At 60.8% G+C, this 17,004-nt stretch carries 16 protein-coding genes; 11 read left to right on the top strand and 5 right to left on the bottom strand.

Going from position 1 to position 17,004, the window contains the following annotated elements; all coding sequences use genetic code 11:
* The first annotated feature begins 177 nt into the window (after positions 1-177).
* The 6 genes from AC07W7_RS05620 to AC07W7_RS05645 all read left to right on the top strand — a co-directional run bounded on the left by AC07W7_RS05620 (position 178) and on the right by AC07W7_RS05645 (position 6,178).
* Positions 178-420, top strand: a complete 243-nt coding sequence (locus AC07W7_RS05620; RefSeq protein WP_495038892.1) for a hypothetical protein — start codon at positions 178-180, stop codon at positions 418-420.
* Between the two features lie 222 nt (positions 421-642).
* Entirely contained in the window at positions 643-903 is a 261-nt protein-coding gene (locus AC07W7_RS05625; protein ID WP_495038893.1) for a hypothetical protein, read from the top strand.
* A 496-nt stretch (positions 904-1,399) separates the two neighbouring features.
* Positions 1,400-1,741, top strand: coding sequence for a YceK/YidQ family lipoprotein (locus tag AC07W7_RS05630; RefSeq protein WP_495038894.1), 342 nt, complete (start codon positions 1,400-1,402; stop codon positions 1,739-1,741).
* A 151-nt stretch (positions 1,742-1,892) separates the two neighbouring features.
* On the top strand, positions 1,893-3,647 hold the full coding sequence (locus AC07W7_RS05635) for a carbamoyltransferase family protein (RefSeq protein ID WP_065942896.1): 1,755 nt from the start codon (positions 1,893-1,895) through the stop codon (positions 3,645-3,647).
* The gene (locus AC07W7_RS05640; RefSeq protein WP_495038895.1) at positions 3,640-4,545 is read left to right on the top strand and encodes a glycosyltransferase family 2 protein; all 906 of its coding nucleotides are present in this window, start codon (positions 3,640-3,642) and stop codon (positions 4,543-4,545) included. The genes AC07W7_RS05635 and AC07W7_RS05640 overlap by 8 nt, the downstream gene beginning before the upstream one ends.
* Before the next feature lie 193 nt (positions 4,546-4,738).
* The gene (locus tag AC07W7_RS05645; RefSeq protein WP_495038896.1) at positions 4,739-6,178 is read left to right on the top strand and encodes a hypothetical protein; all 1,440 of its coding nucleotides are present in this window, start codon (positions 4,739-4,741) and stop codon (positions 6,176-6,178) included.
* Between the two features lie 2 nt (positions 6,179-6,180).
* Here the strand turns inward: AC07W7_RS05645 and AC07W7_RS05650 are convergent, their stop codons facing one another.
* Complete coding sequence (locus tag AC07W7_RS05650; RefSeq protein ID WP_076961613.1) at positions 6,181-6,837, bottom strand: phosphotransferase; 657 nt, start codon at positions 6,835-6,837, stop codon at positions 6,181-6,183.
* Positions 6,838-6,961: 124 nt separating this feature from the next.
* Here AC07W7_RS05650 and msbA point away from each other — a divergent pair, with 124 nt between their 5' ends.
* From msbA to AC07W7_RS05665, 3 genes are all read left to right on the top strand, one after another.
* Complete coding sequence (msbA, locus tag AC07W7_RS05655) at positions 6,962-8,782, top strand: lipid A export permease/ATP-binding protein MsbA (protein WP_076961612.1); 1,821 nt, start codon at positions 6,962-6,964, stop codon at positions 8,780-8,782.
* 105 nt (positions 8,783-8,887) lie between these two features.
* Positions 8,888-10,324, top strand: a complete 1,437-nt coding sequence (gene hldE / locus AC07W7_RS05660) for a bifunctional D-glycero-beta-D-manno-heptose-7-phosphate kinase/D-glycero-beta-D-manno-heptose 1-phosphate adenylyltransferase HldE (protein ID WP_076961627.1) — start codon at positions 8,888-8,890, stop codon at positions 10,322-10,324.
* Between the two features lie 11 nt (positions 10,325-10,335).
* Entirely contained in the window at positions 10,336-11,265 is a 930-nt protein-coding gene (locus AC07W7_RS05665; protein ID WP_076961611.1) for an NAD-dependent epimerase/dehydratase family protein, read from the top strand.
* Positions 11,266-11,292: 27 nt separating this feature from the next.
* Here AC07W7_RS05665 and AC07W7_RS05670 read toward each other — a convergent pair whose 3' ends face one another.
* The 4 genes from AC07W7_RS05670 to AC07W7_RS05685 all read right to left on the bottom strand — a co-directional run bounded on the left by AC07W7_RS05670 (position 11,293) and on the right by AC07W7_RS05685 (position 14,705).
* The gene (locus AC07W7_RS05670; protein WP_076961610.1) at positions 11,293-12,258 is read right to left on the bottom strand and encodes a metal ABC transporter ATPase; all 966 of its coding nucleotides are present in this window, start codon (positions 12,256-12,258) and stop codon (positions 11,293-11,295) included.
* 41 nt (positions 12,259-12,299) lie between these two features.
* Positions 12,300-13,112: an aldo/keto reductase gene (locus AC07W7_RS05675; protein WP_495038897.1), complete on the bottom strand. Its 813-nt coding sequence runs from the start codon at positions 13,110-13,112 to the stop codon at positions 12,300-12,302.
* Complete coding sequence (locus AC07W7_RS05680) at positions 13,109-14,284, bottom strand: FAD-dependent oxidoreductase (protein ID WP_099170109.1); 1,176 nt, start codon at positions 14,282-14,284, stop codon at positions 13,109-13,111. Before AC07W7_RS05680 ends, AC07W7_RS05675 begins: the two co-directional genes overlap by 4 nt.
* An 85-nt stretch (positions 14,285-14,369) precedes the next feature.
* The gene (locus tag AC07W7_RS05685; protein ID WP_099170110.1) at positions 14,370-14,705 is read right to left on the bottom strand and encodes a DMT family transporter; all 336 of its coding nucleotides are present in this window, start codon (positions 14,703-14,705) and stop codon (positions 14,370-14,372) included.
* A gap of 105 nt (positions 14,706-14,810) precedes the next feature.
* On the opposite strand from AC07W7_RS05685, the gene AC07W7_RS05690 reads away from it, so the two are divergent.
* Both AC07W7_RS05690 and waaA read left to right on the top strand, forming a co-directional pair.
* Positions 14,811-15,701: a LysR family transcriptional regulator gene (locus AC07W7_RS05690; protein ID WP_076961606.1), complete on the top strand. Its 891-nt coding sequence runs from the start codon at positions 14,811-14,813 to the stop codon at positions 15,699-15,701.
* Between the two features lie 23 nt (positions 15,702-15,724).
* Complete coding sequence (gene waaA, locus AC07W7_RS05695; protein ID WP_495038898.1) at positions 15,725-17,002, top strand: lipid IV(A) 3-deoxy-D-manno-octulosonic acid transferase; 1,278 nt, start codon at positions 15,725-15,727, stop codon at positions 17,000-17,002.
* Positions 17,003-17,004 lie beyond the last annotated feature (2 nt).

The raw sequence follows: 17,004 nt of genomic DNA on the forward strand, positions 1-17,004 counted from the left end.
CGGATTTGTCTGATGGCGGGCTTGGAAGTTGTATGTGTGAGTCTATGAGGCTTTACATTCTGTGATGTTTGCTGCTGATTTGATATTTTTGTTGTGTTGAAAGTAAGTGGGCTGTTGTGTAGTTTTTTATTTGTCAGCGTTGTTTTGGTTTTGATTCTTGGTTAAGAGGGTTTGATTATGTCTTCTATTAATGCTGCTGCTTTTTTTGCTGCTAATGTTAAATATTTTGAGGATGCAGGCGATAGGAACGTGGATAAGCCTCTGGTCAATGATCGTGATCGCCCGGCTGGAGAGCCGAGGGATGATAAGGAAACCCCTCTTGAACCTGGGATCTACGTTCTTCGGGAAGGTGGACACTTTGTTGTTGCCGGTGATTCCGGGGGCGATGGTCGCTCAGATATCCTTTATGGGGGAGAGTGATAGTTCTCGATAGGCCAGGATGTTGCGCATGCTCTCAGGCGGGTTGTCGTGTTTGTTTACCGAAGATTTATTGATTCATGAGTCACGGCGACCGTGCCCTGCCGCTGGTGGGCTTGCAAAGGCAGATGGTTAGTGCGACTTGATATTTTGATTAAGTCATTACTTTTTAGGTTGATAGGTTGCATCGATATTCAACGAGGATGCCTGTGTAGGTAGCCTTGGTTGAATGCTCTAGGTATTGATATTGGGGGTGTAAAAATGAGTGCAATAACATTTCTTCTTCCGCTTTTTATAAATAATGTTTTATTTGATAAAAGCAAGCCAGTAAAGAAGGAGGGATCAGACGGTAAAATAGACAAGGTTCGGGGGGATCACCGTAACCCATTGGATAAAACTGCTGGCGAGGGTGCCGAGTTTTTAGCGCCGAGAGCCAGGAGTGGCAGCCAACGGCCTCTAATGGCAAGGGTGATGGTGGTTATGTGAACTTTGGTCCTTCCTATCGAGAATCCATAGATCATGAGCTGGTTTATGGGGGGCAATTAAAAGCTGATCGGTGATTGCTTAAAGAGGGGCTTGTGGGGCTGGGGCAAATGTATAAAGCGACGAGGTGCCAGAGCATGAACTATTGGCCCAGCAACGCTTGTCGAAATAGGTCGGTATGTCATGTCTGTGCGTGGTTATGTTTAGCCCGGGGCTTACATTGATGGGGTGGCCGGTGTGTTGGTTGGGGTTTTATGTTTTGTAAGGGTTGATGCGGATTTCACTGTCGTAGGTGGCTTGCAGACGGGTGTAGGCCAGGGAGCAACGACGTTCATGAGCCAACCAACGCTCATAAGGTGCAGCGCAAGCGCGGAAAAAAAGGGCGCGAGTTTAATGATTCTGCGAGGCCTTTACGAAGAATCTTCCTGCAAAATGCCGGCATATTCGTCTTACGCAGTCTTGCGTTAGGCTGTTGGCCCCATGCCAAAGAGGGTTGCCCGTGAATCCTATAAACATTTTGCTGCTTGCCGCTATTGTCCTTTCGACCACGGCCTGCGGTACCCTCGACACCGTATTTCGCGAGGACGCGGTGGCCAGCCAGAAACTCAAGGACCTGCGCAGCCACTGCGAGAGCGTGCCCCGTATCTACAGTGGTGTGGTGTATGACTTCTGCTCCCTCAATGGCGAACCCAACGGCAAGAAAAGCCTGGATGACCAGCAAATCGCCTCGGTGCCCTGGATCGCCATTGATTTTGCCCTGTCGGGCGTTCTCGATACTTTGGTACTGCCCTATACCGTCTACCGGCAGAACCGCGACGGCAGTATCGAGATTTTCCGATGATGCCTCTTGTTTCTCCGGGGCATTTTCGGCTAGAGGCGTTTTGCCGCTTTTAAGCTATAATCCCGCCCTTTAGCTTTTCTCGCCGAGGCGAGGGGCACACATTTTTTCAGGCGCCAGCGCCTGCATGCAGACTAAAAGAGGCTAGACCCCAGTGGCATTGACGATTCTTGGCCTGTCCGGCGCCCTTAGCCATGATCCTTCCGCAGCCCTGTATATCGACGGCAAGCTGATCGCGGCCGCCGAAGAAGAGCGCTTCGTACGCGATAAACATGCAAAGAACCGCATGCCCTACGAATCGGCAAAATTCTGCCTGGAGCAGGCTGGCATCAAGCCTTCTGATGTTGATGTGGTGGCGATCCCGTTTGCCCCGATCAGCTTGTTCGGCGAGGCCCGCTGGCACTATGCCAAGCGTTATTGGTACGCCCCGGACCGCGCCCTGGACGCGATCCTGATGGGCAACCGGCGCTACAAGCGCTACCGCAACAAGATTGTCTGGTGCCTGGAGCAACTGGGTTTCGATCCGAAGAAGATCAAGATCGAGCCGGTTGAACACCACCTGGCCCACGCTTCCAGCGCCTATCACTGCTCGGGCTTCCAGGAGAAGACCGCGATCCTCGGGATCGACGGTAAAGGCGAGTACGCCACGACCTTCTTCGGCTACGGCGAGAACGGCAAGATCCACAAGATCAAGGAGTTCTACGATCCAGACTCCCTGGGCGGCCTGTATGGCGCGATCACCGAGTTCCTCGGCTTCGAGATGCTCGACGGCGAGTTCAAGGTCATGGGCATGGCGCCGTATGGCGATGCCAGCAAGTACGACTTCTCGCGCCTGGCTTCCTTTGAGAACGGTGAGCTGGTGATCAACACCGACTACGCCAACGTCATTGGCCTGCGCCGTTATAAAGAGAAGGGCAAGGGCTTCTACTTCTCGCCAAAACTGATTGAGTGGCTGGGTCCCAAGCGCGAAGGCGATATCGCCGACGAGCCGTACATCCACTATGCCGCCAGCATGCAGGCGCTGTTCGAGAAGCTGGCCTTGCAGATGATCGACCATTACCTGGGCGATATCCTCAAGGAAACCGGCAAGCTGGCCTTTGCCGGCGGCTGCGCGCTGAACGTCAAGTTGAACCAGAAGATCATTGCCCGCGACGACGTCAAGGAGCTGTTCGTACAGCCGGCGTCCGGCGATGCCGGCACTGCCGTGGGTGCGGCGGCCTATGTGTCCCATGCCCGTGGTGTACCGGTAGAGAAGATGGAGCACGTCTATCTCGGCCCGTCCTACAGCAACGAAGAAGTGATTGCCGCGTGCGCCAAGCACCCGAGCAAGCCAAAGTGGCGCCAGATCGACGATATGCCCAAGCGCATCGCCCAGATCATGGTCGACGGCAACCCGGTGGCCTGGTTCCAGGGCCGCATGGAGTTCGGTCCGCGTGCCTTGGGCGGTCGTTCGATCATCGGTTGCCCGAGCGCCGTGGGCGTGGCTGACCGGATCAACCACCAGATCAAGTTCCGCGAGCGCTGGAGGCCTTTCTGCCCGTCGATGCTCGACACCGTGGCCCCGCAGATGATCAAGGTCGATCACCCGGCTCCGTTCATGACATTCACCTTTGAAGTGGCCGAAGAATGGAAAACCCGCGTGCCGGAAGTGGTCCATGAAGATGGCACCTCCCGCGCCCAGGTGCTCAAGCGCGAGTACAACCCGCGCTACTACGACATGATGAAAGAGCTGGAAGTGCTGACCGGCAACGGCGTGTCCTTGAACACCTCGCTCAACCGCCGTGGTGAAGCGATGATCTGCTCGCCGACCGATGCCCTGAACATGTTCTTCGGCTCCGACCTGCAGTACCTGATCATGGAAGATATTCTGGTAGTCAAGGACGGCGTGGAAGGGCAAGTCATTGACTGAGGTACTGATTGGCGTCGTCATCCCCGCCTATAACTATGCGCGCACCTTGGGGCGCGCGGTTGAATCGGTGTTGGCGCAACTCGACGAAGCCGATGCGCAGTTGATGGTGATCGATGACGGTTCTACCGACGAGACGCCGCAGGTGCTCGAGGCGTTGATGGCCAAGCACCCGGGGCGTTTACGGGTTTTGCGCAAGCCCAATGGCGGCCTGGCCTCGGTGCGCAACCGTGGGATTGAAGAGTCTACTGGCCAGTACCTGATGTTCCTGGATGCCGATGATGAAATGGCTCCCGGTGCACTGGCCCTGGTCGCGCAGCATATTGCCGCTCACCCGGACAGTCGCTTGATCATCGGTGGCCACTGGTCGGTGTTCGAGGATGGCAAGCGCCGCCTGCATGCTGTCAAGCCGCTGCCCGCCACACCTTATCAGCGGGTGCGCGGGTATTTGCTGGAGAAGACCATCGCGATCTCCAATGGCGCCTGCGCCATGCACCGTGACATCTTCGCGGTGGGCAACTACCCGGAGCGCATGCGTAACGCCGAGGATATCCCGGTGTTTGCCCAGGCCCTGGCGCGCGTACCTTGCACGGTCATCGACCAGCCACTGGCGCTGATCTACAAGCATGCGGACAGCTTGCGACATGACATCAACCACAGTGTCGCGGCTGGCGTGAGCCTGGTAGACGAGGTGTTTTCGCCGGTGCGTATGCCTGCAGAGTTGCAGGGCCTGCGCAGTGCGTTTCTCGCGCAGCGCTGCCTGTCGTTGTTTCGCAATTGCTTTAGCGCTGGGGAATACACGCTTGCCAAGCAGTTTTACTGCCAGGCGATACGTACAGACTGGCGCGCCCTGACGCGCTGGTCGTACACACGCAAAGCGCTTCAGCTGATGTTCAAGTAAGCGTTTTATAGCCTGCTACGCTACGCCGGGAATGACCTAGGCAGCGCCTGAGTTGATTGCAATGACTTGGCGCCGGGTTTTCGTGGTGCAGTGGTTTTTCTGGAATATATGTTTTCAAATCTTGTGCACATGATGTGACGCCAGGTTTTAAGGGGGGGGTGTGGTTGGTATAGGCAGCAAGTGGTGGGCCCGGATGTTGAGTATTGTCGTCGAGCGTCCTGTTCGAGTGGCATTTTTTGGGAGCCTGCTGCTGTCCCTGATCGCGGTGTTGGGCGCAGCGACTGTCGGGCGTGATGCTGCTTTCTACCTGACCATTGCCCAGGACGTTCAAGTCGATGGCCCGCAAGCCGCCTTTGCCGTATTCAACTGGCCCTGGTTCTCCCTGCTCCTGGCGGGCACCCATTGGGTTTCCGCCCTGCCCATAGAACTGAGTGCTTATTTGTGGTGTGCGCTGTTCGCTGCCGGGACCTGCGCGCTGTTGGTTGACTGCGTGCGCCAGCGCTCGGTGCAGCTTGCGCCCTGGGCCTGCCTGGTGGTGTTGGCGATGCCGGCGTTCAACCAGTTTCGTGGCGAAATCCTGCGTGAGTTTGGCTTCTGGTTCTTCTGCATCCTGACCCTTTGGCTGGCCATGCGTTGGCAGGCACGCGGGGGCTGGCTGCGGGCGGCAACCCTCCACCTGGCACTTGTCGCGGCGGCAGCCTTCCGGTTGGAAGCCTTGTTACTGTTGCCTGCATTGGGGCTGTGGCAGATGCCTGGCCTGTGGGTGCGCGAGCGGCGTCTGGCGCTGCTGCAGTTTGTCGCACTGCCGCTGCTGGGTGTTGTAGCGGGGATGGTGCTGGTCTCGGTCACGGGTGGTTTTTCATCGGCGCGCGTTGCCTACTATCTGGACCTGATCAACCCGAGCAGTGTGCTGGCGTCATTTGATTTGCTGCGCGAGCAGTTCGCCAACTCGCTGATCAACAAGTACTCCCAGGATGAAGCCGGACGCATCATCTTTTTTGGCATCCTGGCGGCCATGGCCATCGGCTTTGTGAATATTTGCGGTCCTTTTGCCGTGCCGTTTCTGCGCGGGCGCAATTGGCAGGCAATCAAGCGCTACTGGCATGAATACCGGCCTTTTGCCTGGGCCGCGCTGTTGTACCTGTTGATATTGCTGCTGTTCTTTATCCAGCAGCAGTTCATGAACTTGCGCTACATGAGCTTCCTGAACCTACTGTTTGTGCCGGCGCTGGCCTTGGCGCTGCAGATGTTTGCCCAACAGTTCCCGCGCCTGGGCAAGGCCCTGGTGGCGGTATGCCTGTTGGTGATGCTGTCCAATGTGGTGTCCAGCGGACCGGGTAAGGTCCAGTACGTCGAAGCGGGGCGCTGGATGGCGGCGAACGTCGAGCCGGACGCCCCTGCGTATTTCGACGACGGGAGGATCGGCTATTACGCCGGGCGTGGTTATCGGCTCAAGCAATTGACCCGTGAGGCTGCCATGTCACCGGCCCACGCCGATAAATTCCGCTACTTCCTGATCGAAGCCCGCGGTAACGAGCCCTGGCTCACCAGCTGGCTGGCCGAGCGCAACCTGCGCATCGTCGAGCGCTTCGCCAATCGTCGAGGCGCCACGGTGTTGGTCATCACCCAGTGAAGTCAGTCCAGTAGTTGTCGCAGGCGCTCAATCAACGGCGCCTGTTGACTGCCTGCCGGCAAGCCCTGGCGATAGCCATTGAAGAAGGCTTGCCCGGCATCATCGCCCAGCAGCCATTGCCTATCCTCGGGATAGCGCCGCAGATGGCTGAAGTTACGCAGGCGCTTGTTCTGGCTCAGCGGGGCGCTCTGGCAGCTCAGGTCGGCAATATCGATCAGCCCCAGGGTGTTTTCCGGCGTCAGCACCACGTTGCCAAAGTGCAGCGAGCGAAAGTACACGCCCTTCTCATGCAGTTGCGCAATAAAACAGCCCAGGCGCACACGCAAGGCGTCGGCCTCGGCCTTGGCGAGTTTCAGCTGGCGGATGGTTTCCCCGGCCAGCGGGCTGTAATACACCGCATCCCGCGCAATGCTGGGGATGCGATACACCGCAATGATGCGCGGGCAGGGGATATCCCGTTGCTGCAGGGCGCGGGTGTTGTTGGCGAAACGCTGGGCATACGGGTAGAACAACGCCGAGCTGAGCAGGCGTTTGCGCCGGAACAGTTTGAGCATGCAACCATCGGTCAACCGGAGCACCTTGTCGCCAGAACCATCGGCTTCCAGCACCTGCGCGCCAGCACGCAATGCCTCATAGGTGTTGTGATCGATTACTTGCATGCCTGACTCCCATCAATAGCCGGTTATCTTAACCGACTTGATGCAAGGCTGGCCCCTGCTCATGTTTTTTGGGGGGAAGAGGCCTGTGATATGATCCGCGCCTTACTGATTTGCGCGGATTCCCATGAGCAGTCCTGAACCGAAAACCCAGTCGACGCTGGCGATTTACTTTCGCCTGCTGACTTACGTACGGCCTTATGTGGGTCTGTTCATCCTGAGTATCGTCGGGTTCCTGATCTTCGCATCGACCCAGCCGATGCTCGCTTACATTCTCAAATATTTCGTCGATGGCCTGGCGAACCCCGAGGCCAGCCTGTTCCCCGGCAACCCCTATCTGGGCAAGTTGCAGTTGCTGGAAACCGTGCCACTGATGATCGTGCTGATCGCGGCCTGGCAGGGCGTGGGTTCGTTCCTCGGTAACTTCTTCCTGGCCCGGGTTTCCCTGGGGCTGGTCCATGACCTGCGCGTGGTGCTGTTCAACAAGTTGTTGGAGCTGCCCAACCGCTTCTTTGACAAGAACAACTCCGGCCACCTGATTTCACGCATTACCTTCAACGTCACCATGGTCACCGGCGCGGCCACCGATGCGATCAAGGTGGTTATCCGCGAAGGCATGACCGTGATTTTCCTGTTCTGCACCCTGGTGTGGATGAACTGGAAACTGACCCTGGTGATGCTGGCGATCCTGCCGGTGATCGGCATGATGGTGAACAGCACCAGCCGTAAATTCCGCAAGCAAAGCAAGAAAATCCAGGTGTCCATGGGCGATGTGACCCATGTGGCCTCCGAGACGATCCACGGCTACCGCGTGGTCCGCAGCTTTGGCGGCGAGCACTATGAAAAGGTGCGTTTCGAGCAGGCGAGCCTGAGCAATACCGAGAAACAACTGGCAATGACCAAGACCGGCGCGGTGTACACGCCGATGCTGCAACTGGTGACCTACAGTGCGATGGCTGTGGTCATGTTCCTGGTCCTGTATTTGCGTGGCGATGCCTCGCCCGGCGACCTGGTGGCCTACATCACCATGGCCGGCCTGCTGCCCAAGCCGATCCGCCAGCTGTCCGAAGTCAGTTCCACCATCCAGAAGGGTGTGGCGGGTGCCGAGAGTATTTTCGAGCAGTTGGATGAGCCGGTAGAAGTTGACCAAGGTGTGATTGAGCATGAGCGCCTGGCCGGGCGCATCGAAGTGCGCAACCTCAGCTTCCAATACCCCGATAGCGACAAGAAGGTGCTCAACGACATCAGCTTTATCGTCGAACCTGGGCAAATGGTCGCGCTGGTGGGGCGTTCGGGCAGCGGCAAATCCACCCTGGCGGGCTTGATCCCACGCTTCTATCAGCACGAACAGGGGCAGATTCTGCTCGATGGCGTACGCGTGCAGGATTTCACCCTGCGCAACCTGCGCCGGCAAATTGCCCTGGTGACCCAGCAGGTCACCTTGTTCAACGACACCGTGACCAACAACATCGCCTATGGCGACCTGGCCGGCGCGCCCACCGATGCGGTGCTCCATGCTGCTCGCGAAGCCTATGCCGATGAGTTCATCGTGAAGATGCCCCAGGGCTATGAAACCCTGGTGGGCGAGAACGGCGTGCTGCTGTCCGGCGGCCAGCGCCAGCGCATCGCGATTGCCCGGGCCCTGCTCAAGGATGCGCCGCTGCTGATTCTCGACGAGGCCACCTCGGCTCTGGATACCGAGTCCGAGCGCCATATCCAGGCGGCCCTGGACCATGTGGTGAAAAACCGCACGACCCTGGTGATTGCCCACCGCCTGAGCACCATCGAGAAAGCCGACCTGATCCTGGTGATGGACGACGGCCAGATTGTCGAGCGCGGTACCCATGTCGAGCTGCTGGCGAAGAATGGCTACTACGCGCGGCTGCACGCCAAGGAGTTTGAAGAGGGCGACCCGGTGGCGCCCACCCACGTGACGGATGCCTATTGAGGCGCCATGGCCGCTGGGCCGGGATCGACCGCCAGGATTGAAGCGGTCGATGCTTTTCCCTGTGCTAATATCGCGCCCCTGTTCATTTTGTATGTGGGTTGCTCCATGAAGTTGTCCATGCCGCGATTCGATCAAGCCCCTGTCTTGGTGGTCGGCGATGTCATGCTCGACCGTTACTGGCATGGCGGTACCTCACGGATTTCCCCTGAGGCACCGGTACCGGTAGTCAAGGTCGAGCAAATCGAAGACCGCCCAGGCGGCGCTGCCAACGTCGCCCTTAACATCGCCGCACTCGGCGCCCCGGCCTCCCTGGTCGGCGTGACCGGTGACGACGAAGCCGCCGACAGCCTGACCAACAGCCTGCGCGGCGCTGGCGTGCGTGCCCTGTTCCAGCGTATTGCCCACCAGCCGACCATCGTCAAGCTGCGGGTCATGAGCCGTCACCAGCAATTGCTGCGTATCGATTTTGAAGAACCCTTTGCCACCGACGCCCTGGCCCTCAGTGACCAGGTCGATGCGTTGCTCGAAGGCATCAAGGTATTGGTGCTGTCGGACTACGGCAAAGGTGCATTGAAAAACCACCAGGTGCTGATCCAGGCCGCCAAGGCCCGGGGTATCCCGGTGCTGGCCGATCCCAAGGGCAAGGACTTCTCGGTGTACCGAGGCGCCAGCCTGATTACGCCGAACCTCAGCGAATTTGAAACCATCGTCGGCGGTTGTGTCGATGAGCACGATTTGGTGAGCAAAGGCGCCAGCCTGATGGCCGACCTCGACCTCGGCGCCTTGCTGGTGACCCGTGGCGAACACGGCATGACCCTGCTGCGCCCCGGCCACCCGGCCATGCACTTGCCGGCGCGGGCGCGGGAAGTATTCGATGTCACCGGCGCCGGCGACACGGTGATCTCCACCCTGGCGGCGGCGATCGCGGCCGGCGAGGAATTGCCCCACGCGGTGGCCCTGGCCAACCTGGCGGCGAGCATCGTGGTGGGCAAGCTGGGTACTGCGTCCATCAGCGCCCCGGAACTGCGTCGCGCGATCCAGCGTGAGGAAGGCTCGGAGCGTGGCGTGTTGAGCCTTGAGCAATTGCTGCTGGCGATTGACGATGCCCGGGCGCATAACGAAAGCATCGTCTTCACCAACGGTTGTTTCGACATCCTGCATGCTGGCCATGTGACCTACCTGGAGCAGGCTCGCGCCCAGGGTGATCGCCTGATCGTGGCGATCAACGACGATGCGTCGGTCAGCCGCCTGAAAGGGCCGGGTCGGCCGATCAACAGTGTGGACCGGCGCATGGCGGTGCTGGCTGGGTTGGGCGCGGTGGACTGGGTGATCAGCTTCTCCGAGGGCACCCCGGAAAACCTGCTGGCCCAGGTCAAGCCGGACGTGTTGGTCAAGGGGGGGGATTACTCGGTCGACCAGGTGGTCGGTGCCGATATCGTCAACGCCTATGGTGGCAAGGTCAAAGTCTTGGGGCTGGTGGAAAACAGCTCGACCACCGCGATTGTCGAAAAAATTCGCCAAACCAACGATGCCGCTCAATAGGTTTTACCGCTATGTCTGATGCTCTTGTACTGATTACCGGCGGTGCCGGCTTTATCGGTTCCAATCTGGTCGATGCACTGCTGGCCAAGGGCTACGCGGTGCGCGTGCTGGATAACCTGTCCACCGGCAAGCGCAGCAACCTGCCGCTGGATAACCCGCGCCTGCAACTGCTCGAAGGCGATGTGGCCGATGCGGCGCTGGTCGCGCGCGCGGCGGTAGGGGCGACGGCGGTGGTGCACCTGGCGGCCGTCGCTTCGGTGCAGGCGTCGGTGGATGACCCGGTCAGTACGCACCAGAGCAACTTCGTGGGTAGCCTGAACGTTTGCGAAGCCATGCGCCAGGCTGGGGTCAAGCGCGTGGTGTTTGCTTCCAGCGCAGCGGTGTATGGCAACAATGGCGAGGGCGACTCCATCGACGAGCAAACCGCCAAGGCCCCGTTGACGCCGTATGCCTCGGACAAGCTGGCCAGCGAGCACTACTTTGACTTCTATCGGCGCCAGCATGGCCTGGAGCCGGTGATTTTCCGCTTCTTCAATATCTTTGGCCCGCGCCAGGACCCTTCATCGCCGTATTCCGGGGTGATCAGCATCTTCAGCGAGCGCGTGCAAAAAGGCCTGCCGATTGCCGTGTTTGGCGACGGTGAGCAAACCCGTGACTTCATGTACGTCGGGGACCTGGTGGCTGTGCTGGTGCAAGCCGTGGAAATGGCCGATGCGCCTCTGGGCGCGATCAATGTCGGCTGGAACCGCACCACCACCCTCAAGCAGCTGCTGCAGGCACTGTCGGAAATTGTCGGCGCGTTGCCGGCTGTCAGCTACACGGCGCCGCGCTCGGGGGATATCCGGCATTCCAGGGCTAATAACCAGCGCTTGGCGGCGAGTTTCACATTGCCTGAGCCGACACCGTTGAAGGTTGGCCTGGAAAAGCTGCTCAACCCGTAGGCATCGCTCGCCACAGGCGGGGCTGCTTCAGCGACCCGCCTTCTTCGGCACCATCTTGCGCAGGATCTGCCTGGCCCGCCCGGTCAGCTGTTTCAACTTCGATTCCTTCTCTGGCGCGCTCAGGCCCTGTTGCTGGAGCCAATCCTTCCACTTGATCCGCTCGTCACGCACCAGCCAGCCTTCCTGCTGGGCAAAACTCTCGGCCAGGTACACCCCACGGGTGCTCGCCGGGATCAGTTGATCCTTCTTCAGGGTATACAGCTCAGCGCACGGCTGGCCGTCCTTGAGGGGCATCAGGTACAAGTCCGGGCGCTGGCGGTCCAGGCGCGCCACCAGTTGGTCGCCCTCCAGGCGTTCGTCCACATGGAACAGGCTCAGGGACTTGGCTTCCTTGGGCACTTCCAGGCGCAGGTCATAGATCAATTGCAGGGAGGCCGTGGGCAGGTGCACATAGGCCCGCGGGCGCTCGATCAACTGCATATTGGCGCAGCGCACCGGGCGGGCGGCGCCGGACAATGGCGACAGGCGAAACGGCAAGGCCTCGCGGTAATGCAGGGCGGCGGAGTAGGGCGCCGGCAGCCAGGTGTCGTTGAAACGCCCGCCGAGCCAGCCTTCCGGGGTTTCCAGCAGGCATTCCTCGGCGATTTCCTGGATGGCGGTGTGCAGCGGCAGGTTCAGTTCGTGGGCCGGCACGTAGCCGGAAATCAGCTTGAGCACCACATCGCCCCGGTCCTGCCGGCGCTGGCGCACCAAGACCCAGTAATCGCGGTTTTGCCAATGCAGGGTCAGGCGCACCGATACCCCGAGGTTGGCCAACTCCAGGGCAAAGCGCTCGGCATCCGCCACCTCCACCGGCTTGCGTCGTTGCAGGGTCTGGGCAAAGTTGAGCGGCATGCCCACGCTCTGGTAGCTCAGGCCTTCGGGGGTGGCTTCGACGTACAGCGGCAGAGTCTTGAAGTTGCTGGGGTTTTTTCTTATGAGCGTTCGCGGCATGTCGGCTCCTTCTTGCGTCGGGGTCGGCCGCGTCGGCGGCATCAGGATTGGCGAATGATCTGGGCAGCGGTTGCCACGTTATGGGCAAGGTGCAGCGGGTTGATGGTGCCGACAATAGCACTGGCCACGCCCGTTTGCGCAAACAACAAGACGAAACTGGCATGAATTGGATCCATTCCTGGTTCAAGGCATGCATGGCCACTGGCCAGGGCCTTTTTCACCAGGATGCCTTTGCCATGGGCGGCGGCGTAATCGATCACGGCTTTTTCGTTTTGCTCGTTCAGATTGTAGGTGACCATCGCGCAATCGCCTTGTTCCAGAGCCTTCACCCCGCCTTCGACGGTTTTGCCCGAGAAACCGAAACCGCGAATCTTGCCCTCGGCCTTGAGTTGCGCCAGGGTCTGGTAGACCTCGCAATCGTTGAGGATATGCAAGTCGTTGCCGTCGGAATGCACCAGCACCAGGTCGATAAAATCCGTTTCCAGGCGTTTCAGGCTGCGTTCCACCGACAACCGGGTGTGGGCCGCACTGAAGTCGTGACGGGACACGCCGTCGGCAAACTCTTCGCCGACCTTGCTGACAATCACCCAGTCCTGGCGCTGGCCCCGCAGCAGCGGCCCCAGGCGTTCTTCACTGTGACCATAGGCCGGGGCGGTGTCGATCAGGTTGATCCCCAGTTCGCGGGCCTGGCGCAGCAACATCCGCGCTTCTTCATCGTTGGGGATCTGGAAACCATTGGGGTACTTCACCCCCTGGTCGCGCCCCAGCTTTACGGTGCCCAGGCCCAGTGGCGACACCAGCAGGCCGGTGCTGCCCAGGGGGCGATGAAGGTCATGCAGGGTCGGCAGGCTCATGGCAACAATTGCTCCCAGGCGGGTTGGGCGATGGCCGGGCGTGGCAGCTCGGGCAGCGGTGCGCTTGGCGTTGGCTGGATGCCGTCACGTTCCAGGGCGCTCAGCACGCGGTCGGCGAAGTCCGGCGCCAGGGCCAGCTTGGTTGGCCAGCCCACCAACAGGCGGCCCTGCTCGGCGAGGAACGCGTTGTCTGGCCGGGTCAGGCCCGTTTGCAGGGGTTCGGCGCGATCCACCCGCAGGGTCGCCCACTGGACCTGGCTCATATCGATCCACGGCAGCAGCTGTGCCAGCTCCTTTTGCGCCGTGGCGATCTGTTCGGCGGGCGTGCGGTGCACGCCTTCGGTCTCGGCAATATCGCCGCCCATGTACCACACCCAGTTGCCATCGGCGGCCGGGTGTGTGGTGATGGTGATCCGTGGCTTGGTGCCGCCGCCCAGGCAGTGCGCATACAGGGGTTTGAGGCCGGGGCCCTTGGCGATGATCATATGCAGCGGGCGCTTTTGCATGGCCGGCTGGCTCAGGCCCAGGGCCGTCAGCAGCTCGGCGGTGCCGCCGCCGGCACTCAGCACGATGCGCTGGGCGCGGATCGCCCGGCCATCGACTTTCAGGCCGACCAGCAGGCCACCTTCCAGCAGCGGCTCGATCTGTTGCCCGGCGAGCAGGCCGTCGCCAGCCAGTTGTGCCAGGCGCTCGATCAGGCTCGGCACGTCCACCACCAGTTCGGCCAGGCGATAGACCTTGCCCTTGAAGCGGCGGTCTTGCAGGGCCGGCGGCAAATCGTCGCCCTTGACCTGGTCGACGCGGCCCCGCACTGCCTTGCTGGCGAAGAAACTGGTGAGGTTGCCGGCCAGGGTGCCCGGCGACCACAGGTAATGGGCCTGGGACAGCAGGCGCACGCCCGTCAGGTCCAGCTCGCCGGTGCCCGCCAGGGCTTCGCGCCAGCGTCGTGGCATATCGGCAATGGCTTCGGAGGCACCGGTCAGGGCGCCATGTAGGGCGTATTTTGCACCACCGTGAATGATCCCCTGGGACTTCACGCTCTGCCCACCACCCAGGGTCGCGTTCTCCACCACAAGCGTGGAAAACCCCTGGCTGCGCAGGCGCGCATTGAGCCAGAGGCCGGCAACCCCGGCGCCGACAATCAGGACGTCGGTGGAAATAACGGATGGCATGGGGCGACCTCAGTGTTCAGAACAAGAGGCCAAGTATACAGACTCGACAGCGGGATCTTTGCCCAGGATCAACAACTGTAGAAGGTCAGTGGCCCGCTGTTTTTGAAAACAACTGAATCACCACCACCCCCAGCACAATCAGGCCCATTCCCAGCATCGCCGGTAGATCGAGCTTCTGCCCATAGATAAACAGCGCCGCGATGCTGACCATGACGATCCCCAGCCCCGCCCACACCGCGTAGGCCACGCCCACCGGCACGGTGCGCACCACCAGGGTCAGCATCCAGAACGCCACGCCATAGCCGACGATAACCAGCAGCAGCGGGATCGGCGTGCTCCAGCCCTTGATCGCTTTCATGGAAACGGTAGCGATCACTTCCGAGCAGATGGCAATGGCCAGGTAGTAGTAGGCGGCGTTCATGGGGGTGTTCCTCGGAAATAGGGGCGCGTAACAAGGCCGGCATTCTAGAGACTTCATAGATGGGGTAAAGTCATTACCTATCCGAATTTAAGATGGGTTGAGCCAATGAGCGTGCAATGGAACCTGGAGCAGATGCGCCTGTTTGTCAGCGTCGCCGAGCAGCGCTCGTTTTCGGCGGTGGCGCGGGACCAGCGCAAGGCGCAGTCGGCGGTGAGTAATGGCATTGCCTTGCTGGAGGCCGACCTGGGCGTGAGCCTGTTTGATCGCAGCAGCGGTCGCCAGCCCCGTTTGACGGCGGCCGGCGCGGTCCTGCTGGAAGAAGCCCGGGAAGTGCTGCGCCAGTGTGAGCGCCTCAATGGCCGCGCCTTGTCGTTGATGCGCGGCGAAGAAGCGCGGCTGCGCCTGGCCCAGGACGAAGCCATGCTCTATCAGCCGGTACTCGACAGCCTAGAGGCGCTGGCGGGGAAATTTCCCAGCCTGGAGGTGCAGTTGTCCAGCACGGCCCAGGGCGATGTCGCGCGCAAGCTGGTGGAGCGCAAGGCTGACCTGGGGTTGCTGTTTTATCACGACCAGATCCCCGAAGCCCTTGAGCGGCGGGTGGTTGGCAGTGTGGAGATGGTCACGGTGTGCGGCGTCGGCCATCCGCTGGCCCGGGGTGGGTTTGTCGATTGCCAGCGCCTGGCGCAGTTTCGCCAGTTGCTGATGTCGACCCAGACCAGCGTCTACCCCGGCAGCGAGGCGGCCAGCCCGCAGGTGTGGCGCGCCGACAGTTTCTACGTGCTGGCCGAGTGGCTGGCCCGGGGCCTGGGCTGGGCCTGGTTGCCCCGGCATGTGGTGCAATACCCCACGTATCAGGGGCAGATGGTCGAGCTGGACAGCGAATGGACCCCGCCGGCCCTGGTGGTGGAGCTGGTGTGGCGGCGCGATGAGCCCCTGGGCCCGGCGGCGCGCTTTTTGGCCGAACGTTTTACCGCGTGTTTGCAGGCGATCGGCTGAAAAAGCCGATAAACTCCGCCGCCATGAATAGAACTCTCTACAGCTGTGTGTTTTACCTGGCGCTGCCGTTGGTGGCCTTACGACTTTGGCTACGGGCCCGCAAGGCGCCGGCCTACGCCAAGCGCGTCAGCGAGCGCTTTTCCTACGGCTTGCCGGTGCTCAAGCCCGGCGGGATCTGGGTGCATGCGGTGTCGGTGGGCGAGAGCATCGCTGCCGCGCCGATGATCCGTGGCTTGCTGGAGCGTCATCCTGAGTTGCCGATCACCGTCACCTGCATGACGCCCACCGGTTCCGAGCGGATCCAGGCACTGTTCGCCCATGAGCCGCGCATCCAGCATTGCTACCTGCCCTACGATTTACCGTGTGCCGCCAAGCGTTTTCTGGACCGGGTGCAGCCTAAGCTTGCGGTCATCATGGAAACCGAGTTGTGGCCCAACCATATCCACCAATGTGCCAAGCGCGGGATTCCCGTGGCCCTGGCCAATGCGCGGCTGTCGGCACGCTCGGCCAAGGGCTACGCACGTTTCGCCAAGCTGACGGCGCCGATGCTGGCAGAAATGAGCCTGTTTGCCGTGCAGACCGCCACCGAGGCCGAGCGCTTTCGCAGCCTGGGTGCGCGCGCCGAAACGGTTGAAGTCACCGGCTCGATCAAGTTTGACCTGAGCATCGACCCGCAACTGCTGGCGCGTGCCGCGGCCTTGCGCGAACAGTGGCAGGCCAGCGAGCGCCCGGTGTGGATCGCCGCCAGTACCCATGAGGGTGAAGATGCCGTGGTGCTGGCTGCGCATCGGCAACTGTTAGCCAGCTACCCCAATGCGCTGCTGATCCTGGTGCCCCGTCATCCAGAGCGGTTCAACGCAGTGCTGGAGCTGTGCCAACAGCAGGGTTTTGCCACGGTGCAGCGCTCCAGCGGCGCGCCGGTCGATGCCGAGACCTCGGTGTTGCTGGGCGACACCATGGGCGAGTTGCTGTTTCTCTACGCCTTGGCCGATAGCGCTTTCGTCGGCGGCAGCCTGGTGCCCAATGGCGGGCATAACCTGCTGGAGCCGGCGGCGCTGGCCAAGCCGGTGATCAGCGGCCCGCACCTGTTCAACTTCCTCGAAATCGCCGCGATGATGCGCGAGGCCGGGGCGTTGCTGGCAGTGGATGATGCTGAAGGGTTGGCCGAGGCGGTGCGGCAGTTGTTTGAACTGCCGCAGGATGCCCAGAAGATGGCGCAGGCGGGGCTCAAGGTGATGCAGGCCAACCAGGGCGCGTTGAAGCGCTTGCTCGATGGCTTGGACAGACTGCTCAAAGCCTGACC

This window comes from Pseudomonas sp. GW821-FHT01D09 (genome assembly GCF_059422465.1).